At 68.3% G+C, this 22,849-nt stretch carries 19 protein-coding genes and 2 pseudogenes; 12 read left to right on the forward strand and 9 right to left on the reverse strand.

Annotated features, from left to right (window positions below; genetic code table 11):
* Positions 1–4: 4 nt before the first annotated feature.
* Positions 5–2,482, reverse strand: a complete 2,478-nt coding sequence (locus L1066_RS09545; RefSeq protein WP_235736110.1) for a DNA gyrase/topoisomerase IV subunit A — start codon at positions 2,480–2,482, stop codon at positions 5–7.
* A 79-nt stretch (positions 2,483–2,561) separates the two neighbouring features.
* On the opposite strand from L1066_RS09545, the gene L1066_RS09550 reads away from it, so the two are divergent.
* The 4 genes from L1066_RS09550 (at position 2,562) to L1066_RS09565 (ending at position 7,034) form a co-directional block, all read left to right on the forward strand.
* On the forward strand, positions 2,562–3,011 hold the full coding sequence (locus L1066_RS09550; RefSeq protein WP_235736111.1) for a GNAT family N-acetyltransferase: 450 nt from the start codon (positions 2,562–2,564) through the stop codon (positions 3,009–3,011).
* Positions 2,966–5,266, forward strand: coding sequence for an acetate--CoA ligase family protein (locus tag L1066_RS09555; protein ID WP_235736112.1), 2,301 nt, complete (start codon positions 2,966–2,968; stop codon positions 5,264–5,266). The genes L1066_RS09550 and L1066_RS09555 overlap by 46 nt, the downstream gene beginning before the upstream one ends.
* A 62-nt stretch (positions 5,267–5,328) precedes the next feature.
* A complete protein-coding gene (locus L1066_RS09560; RefSeq protein WP_235736113.1) occupies positions 5,329–5,925 on the forward strand; it encodes a DUF5998 family protein in 597 nt (198 codons plus the stop codon).
* The gene (locus tag L1066_RS09565) at positions 5,922–7,034 is read left to right on the forward strand and encodes an alkaline phosphatase family protein (protein ID WP_235736114.1); all 1,113 of its coding nucleotides are present in this window, start codon (positions 5,922–5,924) and stop codon (positions 7,032–7,034) included. The genes L1066_RS09560 and L1066_RS09565 overlap by 4 nt, the downstream gene beginning before the upstream one ends.
* Before the next feature lie 718 nt (positions 7,035–7,752).
* Here L1066_RS09565 and L1066_RS09570 read toward each other — a convergent pair.
* Positions 7,753–8,106, reverse strand: coding sequence for an HNH endonuclease signature motif containing protein (locus L1066_RS09570; RefSeq protein WP_235736115.1), 354 nt, complete (start codon positions 8,104–8,106; stop codon positions 7,753–7,755).
* 49 nt (positions 8,107–8,155) lie between these two features.
* Here L1066_RS09570 and L1066_RS09575 point away from each other — a divergent pair.
* Positions 8,156–9,410: pseudogene (locus L1066_RS09575) on the forward strand (IS3 family transposase).
* Here L1066_RS09575 and L1066_RS09580 read toward each other — a convergent pair.
* From L1066_RS09580 to L1066_RS09590, 3 genes are all read right to left on the reverse strand, one after another.
* Positions 9,356–10,714 (reverse strand): hypothetical protein, encoded by a 1,359-nt coding sequence (locus L1066_RS09580; protein WP_235736116.1) that lies wholly within the window; start codon positions 10,712–10,714, stop codon positions 9,356–9,358. The pseudogene L1066_RS09575 and the gene L1066_RS09580 overlap by 55 nt on opposite strands.
* A gap of 441 nt (positions 10,715–11,155) precedes the next feature.
* Positions 11,156–12,832, reverse strand: coding sequence for an AMP-binding protein (locus tag L1066_RS09585; protein ID WP_235736117.1), 1,677 nt, complete (start codon positions 12,830–12,832; stop codon positions 11,156–11,158).
* Positions 12,833–12,933: 101 nt separating this feature from the next.
* Positions 12,934–13,587, reverse strand: coding sequence for a thymidine kinase (locus tag L1066_RS09590; protein WP_235736118.1), 654 nt, complete (start codon positions 13,585–13,587; stop codon positions 12,934–12,936).
* Between the two features lie 56 nt (positions 13,588–13,643).
* Here L1066_RS09590 and L1066_RS09595 point away from each other — a divergent pair, with 56 nt between their 5' ends.
* The 3 genes from L1066_RS09595 to L1066_RS09600 are packed head-to-tail and all read left to right on the forward strand — an operon-like array spanning position 13,644 to position 15,509.
* Entirely contained in the window at positions 13,644–14,468 is an 825-nt protein-coding gene (locus L1066_RS09595) for a sulfurtransferase (protein ID WP_235736119.1), read from the forward strand.
* Between the two features lies 1 nt (position 14,469).
* On the forward strand, positions 14,470–14,679 hold the full coding sequence (locus L1066_RS26580) for an LLM class flavin-dependent oxidoreductase (protein ID WP_283095353.1): 210 nt from the start codon (positions 14,470–14,472) through the stop codon (positions 14,677–14,679).
* Positions 14,673–15,509, forward strand: coding sequence for an LLM class flavin-dependent oxidoreductase (locus L1066_RS09600; RefSeq protein WP_283095354.1), 837 nt, complete (start codon positions 14,673–14,675; stop codon positions 15,507–15,509). Before L1066_RS26580 ends, L1066_RS09600 begins: the two co-directional genes overlap by 7 nt.
* An 8-nt stretch (positions 15,510–15,517) precedes the next feature.
* Here the strand turns inward: L1066_RS09600 and L1066_RS09605 are convergent, their stop codons facing one another.
* From L1066_RS09605 to sepH, 3 genes and pseudogenes are all read right to left on the reverse strand, one after another.
* Positions 15,518–16,681 (reverse strand): SDR family NAD(P)-dependent oxidoreductase, encoded by a 1,164-nt coding sequence (locus tag L1066_RS09605; protein WP_235736120.1) that lies wholly within the window; start codon positions 16,679–16,681, stop codon positions 15,518–15,520.
* A complete protein-coding gene (locus tag L1066_RS09610) occupies positions 16,666–17,517 on the reverse strand; it encodes an SDR family oxidoreductase (protein ID WP_235736121.1) in 852 nt (283 codons plus the stop codon). Before L1066_RS09610 ends, L1066_RS09605 begins: the two co-directional genes overlap by 16 nt.
* A gap of 79 nt (positions 17,518–17,596) precedes the next feature.
* Positions 17,597–18,774 (reverse strand): annotated as a pseudogene (gene sepH, locus L1066_RS28525) (septation protein SepH).
* Between sepH and L1066_RS09625 the strand changes: the two are divergent.
* Positions 18,716–19,342, forward strand: coding sequence for a trimeric intracellular cation channel family protein (locus L1066_RS09625; protein ID WP_235736124.1), 627 nt, complete (start codon positions 18,716–18,718; stop codon positions 19,340–19,342). The pseudogene sepH and the gene L1066_RS09625 overlap by 59 nt on opposite strands.
* A 127-nt stretch (positions 19,343–19,469) precedes the next feature.
* Here the strand turns inward: L1066_RS09625 and L1066_RS09630 are convergent, their stop codons facing one another.
* Positions 19,470–20,771, reverse strand: a complete 1,302-nt coding sequence (locus L1066_RS09630) for a D-arabinono-1,4-lactone oxidase (RefSeq protein ID WP_235736125.1) — start codon at positions 20,769–20,771, stop codon at positions 19,470–19,472.
* Between the two features lie 78 nt (positions 20,772–20,849).
* On the opposite strand from L1066_RS09630, the gene L1066_RS09635 reads away from it, so the two are divergent.
* The 3 genes from L1066_RS09635 to L1066_RS09640 are packed head-to-tail and all read left to right on the forward strand — an operon-like array spanning position 20,850 to position 22,785.
* Positions 20,850–21,830 carry a ferrochelatase gene (locus L1066_RS09635; protein WP_312007439.1) on the forward strand — a complete coding sequence of 327 codons (981 nt, stop codon included), beginning with the start codon at positions 20,850–20,852 and terminating at the stop codon, positions 21,828–21,830.
* Positions 21,827–21,949, forward strand: coding sequence for a hypothetical protein (locus L1066_RS27615; protein WP_312007441.1), 123 nt, complete (start codon positions 21,827–21,829; stop codon positions 21,947–21,949). The genes L1066_RS09635 and L1066_RS27615 overlap by 4 nt, the downstream gene beginning before the upstream one ends.
* Complete coding sequence (locus L1066_RS09640) at positions 21,946–22,785, forward strand: inositol monophosphatase family protein (protein ID WP_235736126.1); 840 nt, start codon at positions 21,946–21,948, stop codon at positions 22,783–22,785. Before L1066_RS27615 ends, L1066_RS09640 begins: the two co-directional genes overlap by 4 nt.
* The last annotated feature ends 64 nt before the right edge of the window (positions 22,786–22,849 follow it).

The following is a 22,849-nucleotide window of genomic DNA, read 5'->3' on the forward strand; positions in this document are numbered from 1 at the left end:
GGCGTCAGCCTCCCACAACTTCTGGACCCGAAACGCGGACTCCGACCGGACCCGCGCACGCCGCGATCGGCTGGGTGGCGGCGACGCCGGACCCGTCGCGTCGGTCGTCGTAGCCGGGCAGGTCGATCGGTGCACCGCTGCTGGCGGACGCTCGCGCCGGTGCGTCGCCGGCCCAGGCGAAGATCAGGGTGTCCTCTCCCTTGAGGAAGCGGTGGCAGCGCACGCCGCCGGTGCCACGTCCCTTGCTCGGATAGTGCTCGAACCCGGTCACCTTGACCGAACCGTTCTCGGTGCCGGGCAGCGACGACGCGGTTCCCGAACTGGTGACCAGCACCGACTCATCGGGATCGACGGCGCCGAACCAGGTGACCCGTGCCCCGCTGGAGATGCGGACACCGGCGATGCCGCCGCCGGTCCGGCCCTGGGGCCGGACGCCGTCAGCTGGGAAGTGGAGGAGTTGTGCGTCGCTGGTGACGAAGCAGAGATGCTCGGAGCCGGTGCGCAGTTGCACCGCTCCGACGACCTCGTCGCCGTCCTTGAGCGCGATGATCTCCCACTCGTCACGCGTGAGGACCTCGGGGTTGACCCGTTTGACGATCCCCTGCTTGGTGCCGAGCGCGATGCCGGCACCCTCCGTGCTGAGCGCTGCCAGGCACAGCACCGACTCGCCCTTGGCCAGCTCGAGGAACTCAGTGAGGGGCAACCCTCCGGCCAGGTGCGGCTCGTTGGCCGTGGCAGGCAACGAGGGCAACTCCAGGACACTGAGCTTGATCAGGCGACCCCGGGTCGTGACCACGCCGATCTCGCCGCGAGCGGTGCCACGGACAGCCGAGACGACCACGTCGTGCCTTGCTCGCCCACCTCCGGATCCGGGCGTGGAGTCGTCGGCGCTGCGTGCCAGGAGACCCGTGGACGAGAGATAGATCCAGCACGGGTCGTCAGCCACCTCGAGGGGCGCCGTCACTGCGGTGGACTGTGCGCCGGACGCTTCCAGCAGGACCGTACGTCGCGGGGTGCCGTAGGTCTTGGCCACCTCGCCCAGCTCGTCGGACACCACGGAGCGGAGCACCTCACGGTCACCGAGGATCGCGTCGAGCTCCTCGATGGTGCGCTTGAGGTCTTCCTGCTCCTTCTCCAACTCGATGCGGGAGAACTTCGTCAGGCGCCGCAACGGCATGTCGAGGATGTAGTCGGCCTGGATCTCGGTGAGGTCGAAGATGTCCATCAACCGCGTGCGGGCCGCCGGCGCGTTGTCGGAGCTGCGGATCACCTGGATGACCTCGTCGATGTCGAGGATCGCCAACAGCAGTCCGTCGACCAGGTGGAGTCGATCAGCGGCCTTGTTGCGGCGGAACTGCGAGCGGCGCCGTACGACCTCGAAGCGGTGCTCGAGGAAGACCTCGAGGAGCTGCTTGAGCCCGAGGGTGCGAGGCTGTCCGTCGACGAGGGTGACGTTGTTGATGCCGAAGGAGTCCTCCAGCGGGGTCTGCTTGTAGAGCTGCTCGAGGAGTGCCTCGGGATGGAAGCCGTTCTTGACCTCGATCACCAACCGGAGGCCGTGGTCGCGGTCGGTGAGGTCCTTGATGTCGCTGATGCCCTGCAGCTTCTTGCCCTGGACCAGCGTCTTGATCCGCTCGACGATCTTCTCGGTGCCGACTCCGTAGGGGAGCTCGGTGACGACGATCCCCTTGCGGCGGGGAGTGATGTTCTCGATCCTCGCGGTGGCGCGCATCTTGAACGTGCCCCGACCGGTCTCGTAGGCGTCCTTGATCCCCTCGAGACCGACGATCTTGCCGCCGGTCGGGAGGTCCGGCCCGGGGATGAAACGCATCAGCGCCTCGGTGTCGGCGCTCGGGTGCTTGATGAGGTGCCGCAGCGCCTGCACGACCTCGATGAGGTTGTGGGGCGCCATGTTGGTGGCCATGCCGACCGCGATACCGGTGGTGCCGTTGACCACGAGGTTGGGGATGGCAGCCGGCAGCACGCTCGGCTCCAGCTCCCGGCTGTCGTAGTTGGGACGGAAGTCGACCGTGTCCTCGTCGATCGACGCCGTCATCGCCAGCGCGGCGGGCGCCATCCGGCACTCGGTGTAACGCATGGCAGCGGGGGAGTCGTCGGGGGAACCGAAGTTGCCGTGTCCGTCGATCATCGGCAACCGCATCGACCACGGTTGCGCAAGGCGTACGAGCGCGTCATAGATGGCGCCGTCGCCGTGGGGGTGCAGGCGACCCATCACCTCGCCGACGACGCGGGCGCTCTTGACGTGGCCGCGGTCGGGACGCAGGCCCATCTCGTTCATGGTGTGCAGGATGCGCCGCTGGACGGGCTTGAGACCGTCGCGTGCGTCGGGGAGGGCCCGGGAGTAGATGACCGAGTAGGCGTATTCCAGGAAGGAGGAACGCATCTCGTCGCCCACATCGATGTCGAGGATGTTCTCCTCGAAGTCCTCGGGCAGGGGAGGTTGCGTGGTACGTCGTGCCATGGCGCCATTCTCCCGTGGCGCGACGCCGTTTCCTGCCGGGGCGCGCCGACCTTGGCCCCCAGACACTAGATTGGACCCTGTGACCGAGCACGGCAACGTTGTCAGTGAGCCGCCCAAGCACTGGGAGGGCGATGTCCTCCTCCTGGACGGCTCCACCGCCCACATTCGACCGATCCGTCCGGAGGACGCTGATCTGCTGGTCGAGTTCTATGCCGAGGTCTCCGACGAGTCGAAGTACTACCGCTTCTTCTCGCCGATGCCGAGGCTCTCCGACCGTGACGTTGCCCGGTTCACGCAGGTCGATCACCACGACCGGGTGGCGATGGTGCTGATCCTGGCGGAGAAGATGATCGCGGTCGGGCGTTTCGACGTCGTGAAGCCCGGTGAGGCCGAGGTCGCGTTCCTGGTCCAGGACGCCCATCAGGGGCGGGGATCGCTCAGGTCCTGCTGGAACACCTCGCGCAGGCCGGCCGTGAGCTCGGGGTGGAGAAGTTCGTCGCCGAGGTGCTGCCCGACAACCGTCGCATGATCGACACCTTCAAGGACGCCGGCTATCGCGTGGCCGGAGGCTTCCAGGACGGCGTGATGGTGCTGGAGTTCCCGATCAACCCGACGGAGACCGCGATCGGGATCATGGAGAACCGGGAGCACCGGGCCGAGTCGGCCTCGATCGCCCGCTTCTTCACCGCCAAGTCCATCGCCGTTGTCGGTGCGTCGCGTCGTCAGGACACCATCGGTCAGGCGCTGGTGCGCCACCTCGTCACCGGCGGGTTCACGGGCGTCGTCTACGCCGTCAACCCGCAGGCGGAGCCGGTCTCAGGGCTTCCTGCCTACAAGTCGGTCGTCGACATCCCCGGCGAGGTCGACGTGGCCGTCGTGGCGGTGCCGGCCACTGCCGTGCAGGACGTCGTGCTCGACTGCGCCGCCAAGGGCGTGAAGGGTCTCGTCGTCATCTCGTCCGGATTCGCCGAGACCGGCGACGAGGGGCGACGAAGGCAGCGACGGCTCGTCGGTCTCGCCCGCTCCTACGGACTCCGGCTGATCGGTCCCAACTGCCTCGGCGTGATCAACACCGACCCTGCCTTCTCCCTCAACGCCTCACTCTCGCCGCTGATGCCTCCGCGTGGTCGTGCGGGCTTCTTCTGCCAGTCCGGCGCGCTCGGTTCCGCGATCCTGGAGAAGGTCTACAACCGTGGCCTCGGCCTCTCCACCTTCGTCTCCGCCGGCAACCGTGCCGACGTCTCCGGCAACGATCTCCTCCAGTACTGGGAGGAGGACGACTCCACCGAGGTCGTGTTGCTCTACCTGGAGTCCATCGGCAATCCGCGCAAGTTCTCCCGCATCGCCCGCAGGGTCTCGCGCCACAAGCCGATCGTCGCCGTACGCTCGGGGCGCACGACCCAAGGCGTGCCGATGGGACACACGGTACGCAGTATCTCGGCTCCCCAGACGGCGGTCGACTCGATGTTCCGTCAGGCCGGTGTCGTTCAGGTTGACACCTTGGACGAGATGTTCGACGTGGCCCAGCTGCTCGCGCACCAGCCGTTGCCACGGGGACGGCGTGTCGCCGTGGTGGGCAACTCCGATGCTCTGGGTCTGCTCGCCACCGACGCGGCTGCGGCCGTGGGTCTGGTGGTCAACAACTCCGTGGCGTTGGGGGCCAACGCCACGGCAGAGGACTTCGAGGACGCGCTCGACCGGGCGATCGACGATCCGGAGGTCGACTCGGTGATCGCGGTCTACTTCCCACCGTTGAACGTCACCGGCGAGGAGGTCGCCAACGTGCTCGCAGCTGTCGGGGAGCAGTCCGACAAGCCGCTCGTCTCGACGTTCCTCGGTGCCGAAGGCGTCCCCGAGCTGCTCCGAGTGCCCGACGTCGCAGGTGCGACCGCGGGCCGTGGCTCGGTGCCGTCCTACCCGGCCGTGGAGGCCGCCGTACGGGCGCTGGCCCACGTCGTGGAGTACGCGGTGTGGCTGCGCACCCCGCCCGACGACGAACGCCCCGACGAGGCTGCCCCAGTGCCGCTCGAGGCGAAGCGGTTGGTCAACGGGGTGCTCATGGAGACGCCCAAGGGCCGCAGCTTGACGCAGGCCGAGGTGCGGCAACTGCTTGCCTGCTATGACATCGACCTGTGGCAGGCCTTCCGGGTCGAAGACGTGGAGAGTGCGGTCAAGGTCGGCGACAGGCTGGGCTGGAACGTCGTTCTCAAGGCCACCGCCGATCACCTGCGGCATCGTCCCGACCTTGCCCACGTCCAGCGCGGGATCGAGAACGAGGAGGACATGCGCTGGGGCTGGGCGAGTCTCTCGGCGCTGATCAGCGAGCCCGAACGGGCGCGCTTCGTCGTGCAGAAGGTGGCAGCACCCGGCGTTCCGGTCGCGATCACCGCGGTCGAGGACCGGCTCTTCGGACCGGTGATCTCCTTCGGTACGGCGGGCCCGCTCACCGAGCTCCTGGGCGACAAGGCCTACCGGGTCCCACCGCTGAGTCTCCACGAGGCGCGCGCGATGACCCGGGAGATCAAGAGTTCTCCCCTGCTCTTCGGCTACCGGGGCAGCGAGGTCGTCGACGTCGACCGGGTCGAGTCGTTGATCCTCGCCGTCTCCCAGATCAAGAACGACTTCCCGCAACTGCGGTCTCTCGATCTCTCGCTCGTGCTTGCCGGGGGCGAGTCCTGCACGGTGCTGACGGCTGATGCCAGGGTGGAACCGGTCGACGACCTGCGTTCGGACTGGTTCGTGCGTCGGCTCAACCAGCAGGCGGAGGACACCATCCCCGGCTGACGGGTTCGGGCGCTGACACCGGTCGGCTCCGGTGCGCCGGAGATGCGTGACAGACTTGAGCCATGCGTACCCGTGGCACCGACGACCCCTCCCGCACGCCCCAGGCCCTTCGGTCTGCGATCGAGCGGACCGGTTACTACCCCGAGGTGGTGAGCGATGGGGTCGAGGCAGCGTTGGCGGGGGAGCAGTTGCTCTCCTTCTACGTCCACCACGAGCCGACCATCGAGCGTGATGAGGTCCGTCGTCACATCACGGTCGTGGTGCTCACGCCGAGCCGGTTGATCCTTGCCCACACCGACGAGCACGCCGGTGACGACCTGCTCCCGCAGCCCTACACGTCGACCTCCACCGAGGCCATCGCGCTGAGCGCGGTTCGCTCGGTCGTGGTGACCCGGATGGTCGCCAACCCGACCTCGGGACCCCAGCCCGCCGCCGAGGCCGTGGTCACCATCGGCTGGGGAGCGGTGAGCCGCATCGACCTGGAGCCGGCAACCTGCGCCGACCCCCACTGCGAAGCCGACCACGGCTACACGGGGGTGTTGGCCAGCGACGACTTCACCCTCCGGGTCTCCGCGGCGGCCGAGGGGCATGACGCCGTCACCTCACTCCTCGAGTTCGCTCGCGTCCTCTCGTCGGTCACGCAGGGCTCGCACGGATGACCGAGCCGCTGCTGCGGCCGGCCTACGGTGAGCGCTCGCTGAGTGACGTCGTACCGGGTGTGGCAGTGGCTCTGGGTGCCGCACCCCGCGGTGACAGTGGGCTCACGTTGCCGGAGGCTCCCGGTTATGTGATCTTCCTGATCGACGGCATGGGGGAGACGCTGCTGCGCAGGCACGCGACGCTGGCGCCCTTCCTCTCGTCCCTCGTCGATTCGCCCGGTACGGCGGGAGTCCCGTCGACGACGGCCACCTCCTTGACGTCGTTGGGCACCGGACTGACTCCGGGCCAGCACGGTCTCGTGGGCTACACGGCCCGGATCCCCGGCAGCAACAGGCTCATCAACCACTTGGCGTGGGACGCCGGCGTCGACCCGTTGGCCTGGCAACCGCACGAGCCGGCCTTCGAGCGACTCGCAGCGACCGACGTTCACGTCACGGTGGTCAATCGTCGGGAGTTCGAGGGCTCCGGACTCACGGTTGCCGGTCAGCGCGGTGCTTCCTTCGTGGGGGCCAACAAGGTCGGCGAGCGGATCGCGGGTGTGTTGGAGGCCGCGGGTCGTGCCCGGTCGCTCACCTACGTCTACGACGGCGACCTCGACTGGACTGGTCACCGGCACGGGGTGGACTCCCCGCAGTGGCGCGAACAGCTGACGGCAGTCGATCGGATCGCCGAGCAGATGCGTGCGGCGCTACCCGCGTCGGTTCGGATGCTCGTCGTTGCCGATCACGGAATGGTTGACTCCCCGGCCGCGCGCCGGATCGAACTCGACGATGAACCAGCTCTGCGTGACGGTCTGGAGCTTGTCGGGGGTGAAGCGCGGTTCCGTCATCTCTACTGCCGAGCGGGCGCCGACGTCGACGTCGTGGCCACCTGGCGCGAACGGCTGGGAGACCGAGCCACGGTGCTGCTGCGTGACGAGGTCGTCGGGCTGGGCTGGTTCGGGCCCACCGAGGAGCGGGTGTTGCCGCGCCTCGGCGACGTGATGGTCGCCTGTCACGGCGACACTGCCATCCTGGCCACCCGTGACTTCCCGTTCGAGCACAAGCTCGTCGGACTGCACGGCTCGCTCACCGAGGACGAGATGCGGATCCCGATCCTCATCGCCTGACGCAACCCATCCCTCGTTGGTCGAGACCCCCGCCGCAACCCCGCTGGTCGAGCCTGTACCCGTTGGTCGAGCTTGTCGAGACCTTGCTCGTGGGTGTCGAGACCCTGCCCCGGGCCGTGCCGTCCGGGGCAACCTCCTCGCTGGGGCGGCGCGTCGTGCGCACGGTTCTTCGTGTTGGTTGCGTTGGGTGGGCGCCCGCCGCGGCCAAGCCCCTTGACGCTCCGTCGGCAACCCCGGACGTCCCACCCCGCCCCCATGCTCGTTGGTCGAACCTGTACCCCGTTGGTCGAGCCCGTGCCCCGTTGGTCGAGCCTGTCGAGACCATCGTCAGTGCCGAGCGCCCTGTACGCCGCTGGCCGAGCTGTACGTCGTCGGTCGAGCCCGTGCGTCGTCGGTCGAGCTTGTCGAGACCAGCTCTGACCCCGCGGGGCAAGGTCTCGACAGGCTCGACCATCGAGATCCTGTTCGCGAGCCCATGGCATCCCCGCCGGTCGAGCTCGCCGAGACCACTGCTGGACCCCTGTTGGTCGAGCCCATACGCCGTTGGTCGAGCTTGTCGAGACCCGCACCCCCGCTGGTCGAGCCCGTACGCCGGTGGTCGAGCTTGTCGAGACCTCTCCCAGGCTGGTGGCGTGCCTGTGCCCCGGGAGAGTGTGTGTTCTCCCCGGGGTGGGCGGGTGGTGCTTGTTTGGCAGGCGCTGCTTCTGGTGGGTGGTGCTCAGCCGGGCTGGCTGGTGTCGTGGGTGCCTTGGGGTGTGACCAGCCAGGTCCTGCCGTGCTGGCTGGTCCAGATATAGGTCCCGTCCCTGGCCCGTCGGTAGCGCCACCTACCGTGGGTTTTCATCAGGTGATGACGCCGACACAACGGCGCCAGATTCTCCGGCCGGGTTTGCCCAGAAGGGCCACCCTCACCAAGTGGTTGGTAGGGGTCGATGTGGTCGAGGTCGGCGTCCCAGCTGGAACGTTCACAGTTCGGATACACACAGTGCGGGTCACGCAACCGGACCAGGGTGTCCATCCATTCGGGCGGATCATGACGATCCACCGCATCGGTCCTGTTCAAATCCACCACCGGGGTCACCGTGAATCGCACTGGGTTTCGTTCCGCTTGATCAGTCAGGATGGGAACGATGGCCAGGTATACGAACGAGATGCGTGAGCGGGCAGTGCGGATGGTCGCTGAGGTCCGCCCGGAGCACCCGCACGAGACGGCAGCGTTGCGGCACGTCGCGGGGTTGCTGGGGATGAACGTCGAGACCCTGCGGCTGTGGGTCCACCGTGCTGAGGTCGACGCCGGGAAGCGGCCCGGGACCACGACGGATGAGGCGGAGGAGATCAAGCGCCTCAAGCGTGAGGTAGCCGAGCTCCGCAGGGCGAACGAGATCTTGAAGTCCGCCTCAGTGTTTTTCGCCAAGGAACTCGACCGCCCCACGACGAGATGATCCGCTACATCGACGAGCACAAGGATCAGTTCGGGGTCGAGGCCATCTGCCGGGTGCTGCGTCCGGCAGTTCGTGGGTTCATCACCTCCCGTGGCTACCGGGCCGCGAAGACCAGAGCCCCGTCGGCGCGGTCGTTGAAGGACGAGTTGCTGGTGCCGGAGATCGCCCGGTTGCACGTCGAGAACTACGGCGTCTACGGGGTCCGGAAGATGCACGCCCTGATGCGACGCCAGGGCTGGGAGATCGGTCGCGATCAGACCGCTCGGCTGATGAAACTCGCCGACGTTCGTGGGGTGAAGCGGTCGAAGAAGGTGTTCACCACGAAGCCGGATCCGGCGGCGGTGAAGCCGGCCGACTTGGTCCAACGGCGCTTCCACGCGCCCGCGCCGCGGCGGCTATGGGTTGCCGACATCACCTACGTCGCGACCTGGTCGGGGTTCGCCTACGTGGCGTTCGTGACCGACGTCTACTCACGCCGGATCGTCGGGTGGAACGTCGCCGCGACGTTGAAGGCCGACATCCTCCCTTGCAGGCGCTCGACATGGCCGCGTGGGACGCAAAGCGCGAGGGCGCGGTCGATCTGACCGGGCTGGTCCATCACGCCGACCACGGCTCGAACTACCTCTCGATCGTCTACACCGACCGAATCGGCGAACTCGGCGCGAAGCCCTCCACGGGCACCGTCGGCGACTCCTTCGATAACGCGCTGGCCGAGGCCGTCAACGGGCTCTACAAGACCGAACTCATCAGACGGCGCGGGCCGTGGCGCACGATCGAGCAGGTCGAGCTCGCGACGCTGGAGTACGTGTGGTGGTGGAACAACCAACGCCTTCACGGGGAGCTCGACATGCGCACCCCGCTCGAGGTCGAGGCCGCGTACTACGCTGCCCAAGAATCATCCCGGCCAGCACTCGCTGTCCAAGGGAACGCATAGGAACGAAACCCAGTGCGATTCACCGACGCAAGCGAACCGTGACGGGCCAACCAGTCCCGTAATTGGCTGATCAGGACCTGCCCCAACCAGTCGGTGGACGTGATCCCGTCGCCGTCCAACCCCAACTCGTGGGGGTCGAGGCCCAACGCGAACAGGTCCGCGAGGTTGACGTGGGCCATCACCCGCAACCCACGACGGCGTCCGAACGGGCCCGGTGTCGTCACCAACCGACCCGGCTTCACCCCGACCACCGGCTCGCCCACCACCGGGTTGCCCAGCACCGGGTTGCCCAGCACCGGCTCGTCGCCCAGCACCGGCTCGCCACCCGCCGCCGCAACGGCGGACGGGACGCCGGACGAGGTGCCGGTGCTGTTGGTCGGGGCGGGAGCGTCGACCAGGCCTACGGCCGCGCCGTCCCTGCAGCCGCCGATACCGGCATCGGTACCGATACCGGTGCCGTCGGTGCTGTCGGTGCTGCTGGTGCTGGTGTAGTCGAGTGTGGGCTGGTCGGTGTCGTCGGTGAGCCGCCCGATCGCTTTCGCACGGCGTTGGTCCACTGTGTCGGTGTCGCCCAGGCGCCGCATCGTCTCGGCCTCGGCAGACAACAAGTCCATGAACCTGGTGAGGTCCAACGAGTCACCAACGGCTTGCAACTCCGAGGTGCCAGCAACACCGCCGGCACCTTCTTCGTGTCCGGCGTGGGGGTGGTGCAGCCACACACCCCAATCCGCCTTCCCCTTCGCCGCGCTGGGGTCTTTGACCAGCTCGGGGTGGAATTTGGCGATCGCCATCGCCAACCACTTCTCAATCGTCGGCCACCCCGACAGGCCGGTGGCAGCAAGCTGCTCGTCGAACCACCGTGCAGCGGCGTACGACAGTTTGCGGGTGAGGAGTGCGACACGGCGGGCGTTCCACCCCGGCACCTCCAAGGCCTCGACCTTCGCCCACAACTGCGGCAACCGGTGCACCAGGTCCAGGGCGTCGGCGATCAGGGAGAACCCAGCAGCACGCGACATCCCACCTGATGCGGCGAGTTCCTCGACCGCGAACAACGCGACATCAGGAGTGCCGTCACCCGAGATCGCCTGTTCACAGTCGGTGGGGAACAGGGTCTCGTCACCCACCACTGCCTTCGGCTTGTCAGGTGTGGGTGGGTGCATGATCGCCCACCGGTAAGCCAACCGCAGCTTGCTGCGGACCATCTTGAGTTCGACGACGCGGTTCTCAGCCATGAAGCCGAGCAGGGTCCCGCCATCGAGGTCAGAGACCTCGTACGGCTGGTGACGGGCGTCGATTTCGATCATGGAACCAGTCCAACATTTGACTCCGACACAACCCGACGATCACGAACTCAACCTGTGGACAACCACCAGCCGGGCTGCCGGAACGAGGTCTCGACAAGCTCGACCAACGGGGTGGGCGGGCGGTGGGGTGTCGACAAGCTCGACCAACGGCGGCTGGGTCTCGGCAAGCTCGACCAACGGCGGCTGGGTCTCGGCAAGCTCGACCAACGAACCGGTCTCGACAGGCTCGACCTCCGGGGGTGGGCGGCGGGGTGGTCTCGACAGGCTCGACCAACGGCGTGGGGTGGGCGGAGTGGTCTCGACAGGCTCGACCTCCGAGGGGTGGGCGGAGCGGTCTCGACAGGCTCGACCTCCGAGGGGTGGGCGGAGCGGTCTCGACAAGCTTGACCACCGGGGTGGGGCTGCTCAGGACCGGAGGTCGGGGCTGAGCAGCCCCGGGGGTCAGCTGGTGACGAGGTTGCGGCGACCGTGCTCGTCGTACTCCGTGAGGAGCTTCTCGAGGGCCGGCTCGTCAAGGAGCTCGTAGACACCGTCGGTGCGACGGTAGACGGTGTCGGTGGTGTTCCAGCGCTGACGGCGCAGCGTCGGCTTGTCCACCTTGTTGGTGGCGGTCACCGGCAGGTTGCGGGTGATACGCAGCAGCGTCGGGGCCCACTTCGTGCCGAGGTCCGGCTGTTCGCTGAGGAACGCGGCGAAGTCGCGGGGGTCGACGTCGTCGGCACCGGGAGCGAGCTGGAGCGTGGCCATGACGAGGTCCCCGGTGCGGGGGTCCGGTACGCCGTAGACGGCCGCGACGGTCACGCCGGGATAGCGCGCCAGGATCCGCTCGACCGGGGCAGCGGAGAAGTTCTCCGAGTCCACCCGCAGCCAGTCGGCGGTGCGACCGGCGTACCAGAAGTAGCCCTCCTTGTCGCGGTAGCCGAGGTCGCCCGTCCAGAAGTCCCCGTCACGCAGCTTCTCCGCGGCCGCCTCCGGGTTCTTGTAGTAGCCCTCGAACATCCCGGCCGCATCCCGGGAGACGATCTCGCCGATGGCCTCCTCGGAGTTCAGCAGTACGCCGTTGGCGTCGAACTCGGCCGGTGGGCAGACCTCGCCGGCTGCATTCACGATCTCCGGGTGGTGACCCACCTGTGGCACGCCGAGGGCACCCTCCGGGGTATCGGCGTTGTTGATGATGTAGCAGGCACCCTCGGACGAGCCGTAGGACTCGAACACCTGGCAACCGAAACGGCGCAGGAACTCCGCGCGGTCCTTGGCCGACGCCTCGGTGCCGAAGCCGAAGCGCAGCCTGTTGTCGGCCTCCTCCGGGCCCTCGGGCTGGGCGAGCACATAGGCCAGGGAGCGGCCGACGTAGTTGAAGAAGGTCACGTTGAACTTCTGGATGTCGGGCAGGAAGCCGGACGCCGAGAACTTGCGGCGCATCGCGAGTGCCGCACGGGCGTGGATGGCCGGGCTCCACGCGCTCATCAGGGCGTTGCCGTGGAAGAGCGGCATCGCGTTGTAGGCGACGTCCTCGGGCGTGAAGTTGAAGATCGTCACCTGCGTGACCCGCGCCCAGCGACCGGTGCTGCAGATGACTGCCTTCGGGGCACCGGTGGAGCCGGAAGTGAAGAGGAGCACGAGCTTGAAGGCCGGGTCGAGGGCCTCGGGAGTGGCCTCGATCGGCGCATCGGCATGCTTCTCGAGCAGCGACTTCCACTCGTCCCCGTCGACACGGATGACCTGGCGGGCGCCGTGATCGATCCCCTCGAGCAGGTCGGCGAAGGCGTCGTCGACGAGGATGATGTCGACGTCGGTCCCGCGGATGTCCTTGGCGAGCTCATCACCGCGGCGGGTCGGGTTGATCCCCACGATGGTGGCGCCGGAGAGGGAGGCACCGGCGAGCAGGAAGATGTATTCGGGGGTGTTCTCCAGGAGCACACCGACGTGCCACGGCTTGCCCTCCGGACGCAGCTCCTGGAGTACGGCGGACCGACGGGCGGCCTCGACGACGAGCTCGCGGTAGCTCCAGCGGTCGTCCTCGAAGAGAAGCGCGGTGCTGTCGTCGTCAGCTCGGTCGAGGAACAGCTCGCCCATGGTCTGGCGCATGTCGTCAGGAATCGTGGAAACGGAGGTCATGGTGAGACTCTCGCCAATCGGACCGTGGGGCCTACGTCACACTCTCGTTGAGCGGGAAGTCGACGGCACCCAATACGCGCGACGCGCGCGTGAGGGAGGGATCAACCGAAGGGGAGGGGCTCCGGGGCCATGGAGACCGCCCGGGCCCGAGCCGCAGTGAGCCGACGGCGGTGGTGCTGGCGGCACAGCACCTCGTAGGCGACTTCGACCTGCTCGCCTTCGTCCTCCGCAGTGTCGCCGACGACCACCACGTCACCCTCGGTGATCATCACGCCGTTCTCGGTGCGGGCATTGTGGGTGGCCCGCTTGCCGCACCAGCACAGTGCCTCGACCTGCAGCACGTGCATGCGGTCCGCCAACTCGACCAGTCGTGCCGACCCCGGGAACATTACGGAACGGAAGTCGGTGAGGATACCGAAGGCGAAGACGTCGATCTGCAGCTCGTCGACGATCTTGGCCAGTTGCTCGATCTGCAAGGGTGTGTAGAACTGGGCTTCGTCGCAGATGAGGTAGTCGATGCGTCCGCCGCGGGTGAGGGTGTCGACCACGTGGCGCCAGAAGTCGAAGTCGGGCCCGACCTCGATGGCTTCGTGGGTGAGACCCAGCCGCGACGACAGCGTCGCCTCGCCCGCGCGGTCGTGGGTGGTGAAGATGCTGCCGATCCGGCCCCTTGCTGCATGGTTGTGGTTGGTCTGCAGGGCCAAGGTGCTCTTGCCCGAGTCCATGGTGCCGGTGAAGAAGGAAAGTTCGGCCACGAGGCGCAATGATGCCAGCCTCACCGGCGTCGGCCCATGTCGGGCAGACTCGCCCCATGGACCCCTCGCCCCTCATCAGTGCCGACGAACTCAAGGAAGCCCTCCCCGACGTGACCGTGCTCGACGTCCGGTGGCGCCTCGGCGGTCCCTCCGGGCTCCCGGCGTACGTCGAGGGGCATGTCCCGGGATCGGCCTACGTCGACCTCGACACGGCACTCGCGGCGCCTCCGGGGGACCACGGCCGTCACCCGTTGCCGGACCCTGAGGTGTTCGCAGCGGAGATGCGTGCAGCAGGAGTTCGCGGTGTCCGTCCAGTCGTGGTGCTCGATGACTGGTCGGGTCTTGCCGCTGCGAGGTGCCGTTGGCTCCTGCGCCACCACGGTCATGATGACGTGAGGCTGCTCGACGGTGGGCTCGCCGCGTGGGTCGCGGCCGGAGGTGGTCTGGAGACGGGACGACCGGTGATCGAACCCGGCGACTTCCGGGCCGGTCCCGGACGCCTCCCGACGGTCGGTGCGACCGAGGTGCTCGACGCGGCCCGAGACGGCGTCCTGGTCGATGCGCGCGCGCCCGAACGCTTCCGGGGAGAGGTCGAGCCGGTGGACCCGGTCGCGGGCCACGTCCCGGGAGCGGTCAACCTGCCCACCACCGACAACCTCGCTGCGGACGGGCGCTTCCTTGCCGCGCCCGCGCTCCGCGATCGGTTCGCAAGCGTCGGGATCCGTCCCGGCACGACGGTGGCTGCCTACTGTGGCTCCGGTGTCACCGCTGCGCACGAGCTGTTGGCGCTCGAGGTCGTCGGGATCGAGGGCGCGCTGTATCCCGGCTCCTGGAGCGGATGGATCATCGATCCGTCCCGCCCTGTCGTGACGGGAGCCTGACATGGAGATCGTCGCCTCCTGGCCGTCACAGGGGCCACTGGCCGGCGTGGCCGCGTGGGCCGCCCGAGCCGAGCGGCTCGGCTTCGACGTGATCCACGTGCCCGAGACCGTGCACGACCCGTTCGTGGTGAGCGCCCTGGCCCTGGCAGCCACCGAACGCCTGACGGTGCGGACCAGCATGGTGCTCGCCTTCCCCGGAGTCCCATGCTGACCGCCGTCTCGGCGTGGGACCTGGCCCGGTTCTCCGGTGGTCGCTTCGCGCTCGGACTGGCGTCACAGGTGCGCGGCAACATCGTCGACCGCTATGGAGCCGAGTGGTCGGAACCCGTGGCCCGGCTGGGCGACTACGTGGCTGCCGTCCGTGCGGTCTTCCGCAGCTTCCGCACCGGCGACCCGCTCAGGCACGAGGGTCCGCACTATCGGCTCACTCGACTCCAGCCCTACTTCAATCCCGGGCCGTTGGACGACGAGGCCCATGAGCCGTCCTTGTGGACCGGTGGTGTCAATCCTCGGATGTGCCGCCTGGCCGGTGAGGTCTCCGACGGCTTCGTCTGCCACCCCACCAACTCGCATCCCGAGGTCATCCGGCGGCACGTGCTGCCCGCAGTGGAGGAAGGGCGACGGGCTTCGGCGCTTCCGGGACGGCGACCCTTCCTCGTCGCCGGGCCACAGCCCGTCACCGCTGCTGACTCCGCGGGTCTGGCCCGCGCCGTGCAGGCTCGTCGCAGTGAGCTCGCCTTCCTCTACAGCACCCCTGCCTACCGTCTCCAACTGGAGACCTTCGGGCTCGAGGGACTGGGGGAGCGACTCTCCGCCCTGGTGCAGGAGCAACGTTGGGGCGATCTGGAGGGCATCCTGACCGACGAAGTGGTCTCACGTCTGGTGCCCGTGGCGGTGCATGCGGAACTGCCCGGACTGCTTCGGCGCTGGTATGCCGACCTTGCTGACGGGATCGTGCTCGCGCTGCCCGAGGCAGACACGCCTGACGCGTTGGACGACACCGCGCTTGCCGGCCTCGTCGAGGCGTGCCGGGCGATCTGAGCCTCATCTCACCAGTGGACTCCCTTGAAGAGTCGGGCGAGCATGATCTGCTCGCTCTCACGCTTGCCGCCCTCCGCCTGGTCGCCGCGGGCGGCAGCGGAGTCGGGGAAGACGTGATAGGCCATGTTGAGCATCCGGAACGACGCCTTCGGCGCCACGGTGTGCGCGACCGCGCCGGCGTTCCCGAGCATCGTGTTGAGTTCGTGCGGCTTCTCCACCAGCGCCTTGATCACCACGTCTGCGGCCTGGCCCGGGGAGATGGTGGGGAACTTGTCGTAGATCTTGGTCGGCGCGATCATCGGGGTCTTCACCAACGGCATGTGGATGTTGGTGAAGGTGATGCCGTCGCCGACGACCTCGGAGGCCACGACGCTGCTCCAGGCGTCGAGCGCAGCCTTCGAGGCGACGTACGCCGAGAATCGGGGCGGGTTGGTCTGCACGCCGATCGAGCTGATGTTGACCACGTGGCTGCGCTTCTGGGTCCGCATCTGCGGGAACAGGCCCATGATCAGCCTGATCGCACCGAAGTAGTTGAGCTGCATGGTGCGCTCGAAGTCGTGGAACCGATCGTGGCTGAGCTTGATCGAACGGCGGATCGAACGGCCGGCGTTGTTGACCAGGTAGTCGACCGACGGCAACTCCTCGATCAACCGGTTGCACAGGTCGTCGATGGCCTCGAGGTCCGAGAGATCACACGGGAAGACGTGAGCTTGCCCGCCGCGCATCTCGATGGTGCGTTGCAGTGCTTCCAGCTTCTCCCGTCCGCGGGCCACGAGCACGGGGATGCCGCCTGCCTGGGCCACCTTGAGGGCGGTCACCTGGCCGATGCCCGAGGAGGCGCCGGTGATCACGACGTACCTGCCCTCGAGCGCGGCCCGGTTGGCCGGGTCGCGGCCGGTGCTCCGGTCAAGGTTCTCCTCCCAGTAGTTCCACAGCAGGCGGGAGTAGGAGTCGGTGTCCGGGACCGCGATCCCGGAGCCGGCGAGGGCCTGTTCGGTGCGTCGGGAGTCGAAGACGGGCACGAAGTTGGTGTGGGCGAGCACCTCCTTGGGGATGCCGGCGCGGCCCACCGTCTGCCCCAGCATCGCCTGCACCGGCGCCGTGCGCATCGCCTGCGAGAGCAATCGCCCAGGCTGCAGCTGTCGGGGCAGCGCGCTCAGCGTCGGACCCATTCGATCGAGGGAGTGGCGAACTGCGGCGCCCCAGCAGCGGCGCAGAAGCCGTTGATCATCTCGACGACCGACTGCGGCTCCGGGTTCACCAGGTGGAAGGCCTCGCCGTCGCGTTCGGGAAGGTGCGCGAGATGGTCCATCGCCTTGGCGACGTAGTCGACCGGCACGATGTTGGTGTTGCCCAGGTCGATGCCCAGGAGCGGCAACCAGCTCGGGAACACGTCGCGGAGCCGTTTGAGGACGGGGAAGAAGTAGTAGGGGCCGTCGACCTTGTCCATCTCACCGGTCTCGGAGTGCCCCACGACGATCGCCGGTCGGTAGACCCGCCACGGCACCACGGACTCCTCACGCACGATCCGCTCGGACTCGTACTTCGTGCGGTGGTAGGGCGACGGCAGCACCTGCCCCTCGGCGAACATGGTCTCGTCGAAGGCGCCCTCGAAGTCACCGGCGGCAGCCACAGAGGAGACCTGGTGGAAGCAGCCGGCTTGCACCGCGGCCGCCAGCTCCAGGGCATGGCGGGTGCCGTCGACGTTCATCGCGTCGTTGGTGGCGTCGTCAGCAGTCATGTCATAGATGGCCGCCAGGTGGAAGAAGTGGTCGATCCTCCCGCGGTGCTCTGCGATCCAGGCCTCATCGACACCGAGCCCCGGCGCAGACAGGTCGCCGACGACCGGCACGACACGATCGCTGCCCCACTCATCGATCAGGCGCTCGATGCGGGGCAGCGAGGACTCGCGGCACAGGACGAAGACGTCGCCCTCGCGCTTCTCGACGAGCTCGTGGACGAGGAACCTGCCGATGAAGCCGGTGGCACCGGTGACGAAGTAGGCCATGCACCGGGAGCCTAGTGTGCGCAGGGGTCGGGCCACACCGTTTCAGCAGCTCGAACTTCGGAGCCGAGTGCGCGATGCGTCAGTCGGAACTGCCGCCGAACATGATCTCGTCCCAACTGGGCACGGAGGCACGGCCCTTTCGGCGCGACGTACGCCGGGGCGCCGGAGGCTCCTCCGCCTTGGGTTCATCAGCGGCCGGCTGGTCGCTGCTCTCGGCCCGGGACGGGTCGGACTCATCCGTCTCGGCCTGCCGCGACTCGGTCATCGGCTCGGGAGTGGGGGCGAGCGCCGGGTCCTCGGCCAGCCCGGCGTCACGAGCTGCCCGGGCCGTCTCGGTCAAGTCGACGGTGCTCTCCTCGGCCACGTAGGGGGCCGGCTGCTCGGAGGACTGGATGAGTGCGATTGCGTCCTCGCCGAGTGGGAGCTGCTCGCTCTGCTGGCTGCTCTGGCGACGCGCCCGTGCCTCCTCGAGGTCGTTGCGCGGCGCGGGAGCGGCGGGTGACGTCGGGGCCGGGGCGTCACCGACGAGCCAGCGAGCGTCGTCGTCATCGACGACCACGTAGTTGCCGGGCAGGTCGTAGGAGTAGTGGGCGACCCCGATGCGGTCCTCGACCTCATAGGTCGCCTCAAGGGTCCACCGACCGTCCTCGCGGCGCCAGGCGTCCCACTCGACGCCATCCACGGACTGGCCGTGAGCGCGCATCTGTGCCTCGACAGCGTCGCCGAGCGTGCGGGCTCCCGTCTCACCCGAGCGGCGGCGTACGGAGGAGCGCTGGGCGCGTTGGGCCATGTGTTGGCGCTCGGCCAGCACCGGGTTCACGAAGGGGCGATCTTGTCGACCGAGGTCTGCGCCGCCTGGGCCACGGCCTCGGCCGTCTCGCCGGCCCGGATGCGCGCTTGGATGTCGCGAGGGCGGAGGGTGCTTTCCATCTGGATCTCCAACTGGCCGATGTGGGATCTGTCGCCGCGCACAGCAGCACGCAACTTCGTGTCGACGTCGAGGGAGAAGCGCTCACCACTGTCGCTGACCAGGAGCAGGCGCTGCTTGTCATCACTCAGTCCAGCGAGCGTGAGGTGCAACATCTGCGTTGTTCCTTCTCCTCGATCTCGACTTCGAGCCACGAGCCTACGCCAGTGTCCAGGTCGGGCCGGGCACCAGAGGCGGCGTGGCCCCACCTGGCAGCGATAGCCTTCGGCCGTGAACAGCCACGACCTCCTCGTCATCCTCGACCTGGTCGGCATCTTCGTCTTCGCCATCTCAGGTGCACTCGTGGCCGTGCGCAAGCAGCTCGACCTGTTCGGGGTCCTGGTCCTTGCGGTCACCACAGGTCTGGGAGGCGGGTTCCTCCGCGACGTGCTCATCGACGCGACACCGCCGGCAGCGCTCCAGGACTGGCGGTACCTGACGGTGCCGGTTGCCGCCGGCCTGCTCTGCTTCGTCTTCCACCCGCAGGTCGGACGCCGGGAGAGCGCGGTCAACGTCTTCGATGCGTTCGGTCTCGCGCTCTTCTGTGTCACGGGCACGGCGAAGGCGCTCAGCTACGGCCTCGGTCCGGTGCCCGCAGCCCTGATGGGGATGGTGACCGCCATCGGTGGCGGCATGGTGCGCGACCTGCTTGCCGGCCGGGTCCCGGTGGTCTTCCGTGGTGAGCTCTATGCGACGCCGGCGCTGGTGGGAGCGGCCATCGTGACGATCGGCTGGCAGCTCGACCAGGAGCTGTGGCTGGGTGCCGCGGTCGGTGGCACCACCTGCCTCGTGTGGCGGCTGTTGGCGTTGCGGTTGCGCTGGCATGCGCCGTTGCCCCGGGGCTCCGCCAGTACGTGACGGCGTACGTCGCCACATGCGTCACACCTGGTGGGGAAACTGCATGCTTGGCGTGCGTGGCTACGGGCGCCAAGCGACAAGTTCCCCGCCCGGGCGGGGAATCGCGGGGCCAGCGGGGCGGGTGGGATCAGCCGAGGACGCGGGTCAGGTAGGCGTTGGCGAAGACCCGGTGGGGGTCGAGCCGGTCTCGTAGCGTGAGGAACTCCTCGAAGCGCGGATAGACCTCGGCCAGCTGCTCGGCGGTGCGGGTGTGCACCTTGCCCCAGTGAGGTCGGCCGCCGTGGGCGACCATGATCTGCTCCATCGCAGCGAAGTAGTCGCGGTGATCGGTGCGTGCGTTGACGTGGAACGCCAGATACATCGACTCACGGCCGGTGGAGGTGCCCAACGTGATGTCGTCGGCGGGGGTCTGGCGGATCTCGACGGGGAAGCTGATGCGCCACTGGGACCGCTCGATGCGGTCCCGTGCCTCCCGCAGGGCCGCGAGGCCGGCCGCGCGGGGGACGGCGTACTCCATCTCCTTGAAGACGACGGTCCGGGGCGTGGTGAACACCCGGTGGGGAATGTCGCTGTAGCGACGCTCGGAAAGGAACTTCACGGCCAGTTCGTTGAGTCGCGGGACGCTGTCGGGACGGGCGTTGCCGACGCGGTTGATGACCGAGTAGACGCGGTTGGCGAGGAAGTCGTCGTCCCACCAGGCGCGCAGCCGGCTGAGAGGCTCGGCCTGGCTCGGCTCGTTGTCGAGCCGGTTGTTGGTCTTCACCTGCATTCCGTCGGTGTGCGGGAACCAGTACATGTCGACATGATGGTTGTCGGCCACGAACTCGTCGTAGCGTGCCAGGCCCTCCGCCCACGAGATCGGCTGCTCGTGGGCCTCGAGCACACCGAGCGGCTCCACGTCGAACGTGAGGGAGGTGAGGACGCCGAGGGCGCCGAGTCCGATCCTTGCCGCCGCGAAGAGCTCCGGGTTCTCCGTGCGGGATGCCCGGAGCAGTTCGCCCTCGCCAGAGACGAGCTCCAGGCCGCTCAGCTGGGCTGACAGGGAGGCGCTGACACCGCCGGTGCCGTGGGTGCCGGTGCTGGTCGCACCGGCGACGGTCTGCTCGGCGATGTCACCCATGTTGTGCAGGGTGAGCCCCATCCGGGCGAGCTCGGTGTTGAGGACCCTCAACGGGGTGCCGGCGGCAGCGGTGACGGTCATCGCGGCCCGGTCGACCTCGAGGATGCCGATCATGCGGTCCGGCCGCAACATGATGTCCTCCGGCGCGGAGATCCCGGTGAAGCTGTGGCCCGTGCCGACCATCTTCACCCGGCGTCCAGTGCCCGCGGCGCGTGCGACGATCTCGGCGACCGACGCGGGGTCGGTGGGGGCGAGGACCTCGCTCGGGGAGGCCGTCTCGAGCCCGGACCAGTTGCGCCATGTGCTCATGGCGGACGAGGCTACTGCAAGAAGTGGATCAAGTGTCCCGATGGGCACTTCCTACGGGGTTCTTCCTACGATGGGGCCATGGCACCGGATCCTCTTCCCTTCGATGCACTCCTGCTGGTCTCCTTCGGCGGTCCGGAGGCTCCGGAGGACGTCGTTCCCTTCCTCGCCAACGTGACCCGTGGTCGCGGCATCCCGGAGGAGCGGTTGCGCGAGGTCGGCGAGCACTACTTCGGGTTCGGGGGCAAGTCGCCGATCAACGATCAGAACCGCGCCCTGCTGGCGGCCCTCCGGGACGACTTCGCGGCGGCCGGCCTCGACCTGCCGGTCTACTGGGGCAACCGCAACTGGGACCCCTACCTGCGCGACGCGCTTGCGCAGATGAAGGCCGACGGCATCCGGCGAGCCGCGTGCTTCGTGACCTCCGCCTACTCCTCCTACTCTGGCTGCCGGCAGTACCGCGAGGACCTGGCCGGCGCCGTTGCCGAGGTCCCGGGTGCTCCGCAGCTGGACCGCCTGCGTGCCTACTTCAACCACCCGGGCTTCATCGCCCCCGTCGTCGACGCGACGCTCACCGCGCTCTCCGAGCTCGACCCGGCCCGCCGCGACGAGACGCACCTGGTCTTCGTCACCCACTCGATCCCGGTCACGATGGCCGAGGGAGCCGGCCCCGACGGTGACGCCTACGTCGAGCAGCACCTCAGCGTCATGGCCGAGGTCGTCGAGCGGGTCCGGTTGGAGACCGGCCACCGCTACTTCCACGACCTCGTCTACTGCTCGCGTTCGGGGCCGCCCCAGGTGCCGTGGCTGGAGCCCGACGTCAACGACCATCTCGAGATGCTCGCCGAGGAGGGTGCTCGACCGGTCGTGCTCATCCCGATCGGCTTCGTCTCCGACCACATGGAGGTCGTCTACGACCTCGACACGGAGGCTGCGGCAACGGCGGAGCGTCTCGGCATGCCGTTCGCGCGGGCGGCGACGCCGGGCGTGGACCCCGGTTCGTCGCGATGGTGCGCGACCTCCTGCTCGAGCGAGCCGCCGTCGAGCGTGGCGGCGACGTGACCCGCCAGGTGTGCGGGTCACTCGGCCCGGCGCAGGACCTGTGCCCGCTGGACTGCTGCCCCAATCCGAGATCCCCGCTGCCGACCCTGGGCGACCTGCCCGAGCGGGAGTCCGTGTGAGCGACGGCGAGGCTCTCGGGGAGGGGCTCCTCGAGCTCGCGGTGCGTGCCGCCGCCGAAGCGGCCACGTTGGTCGCCGCCCGACGCAGCGGCGGCGTCCGGGTGTCCGGCACCAAGTCGTCGGACGTCGACATCGTGACCGAGGTCGACACCGAGTGCGAGCGACTCCTGCGCAGTCTCGTCCTCACCGCCCGCCCTGAAGACGGCTTCCTCGGTGAGGAGGGTGACGACGTCATCGGCAGCAGCGGCGTGCGCTGGATCGCCGATCCCATCGACGGCACCGTCAATTTTCTCTACGGATTGCCCCAGTACGCCGTCTCCCTGGCTGCGGAGGTCGACGGGGAGGTCGTTGCCGGAGTCGTGGTCAACCCCGCGACCGGAGTCGCCTACCGGGCCCGTCGTGGTGGTGGAGCGTGGCGCTGGCAGGGTCCCGCGGCATCGAAGGATGCGCGGCCCGAGCGCCTCGAGGTGAGGGGCGCGGTGCCCGTCGCGGAGCGGTTGGTGCTCACCGGTTTCAACTACGAGGCGCACATCCGTCGGATCCAAGCTGCTGCGGCTGCGAGCTTGTTGCCCCGGGTGCGTGACATCCGCCGCCTGGGTGCCTGTGCGCTCGACCTGTGCCATGTCGCGGAAGGGGCGGCCGATGGCTACGTCGAGGAGGGCGTGGAGCTCTGGGACCACGCGGCCGGGGCGCTCATCGCGGAGGAGGCCGGAGCCCGTTCGGTGCGCACGGTCGGACGTGGTGGCAAGGCCGCGTTGGTCTGCGCACCGGAGACCGGATTCGACGATTTCTGGGCCCTCGTACGCGACGCAGGATTCCTCGCAGAAGGGGAATAGTCGACCCCGGTGGTTGGTTGCTCCGGCACGTCGTGTGGAATGCGCGTGCACATTGTGCCCCGAT

It is taken from the genome of Nocardioides alcanivorans (assembly GCF_021555175.1).
Lineage (GTDB): Bacteria > Actinomycetota > Actinomycetes > Propionibacteriales > Nocardioidaceae > Nocardioides > Nocardioides alcanivorans.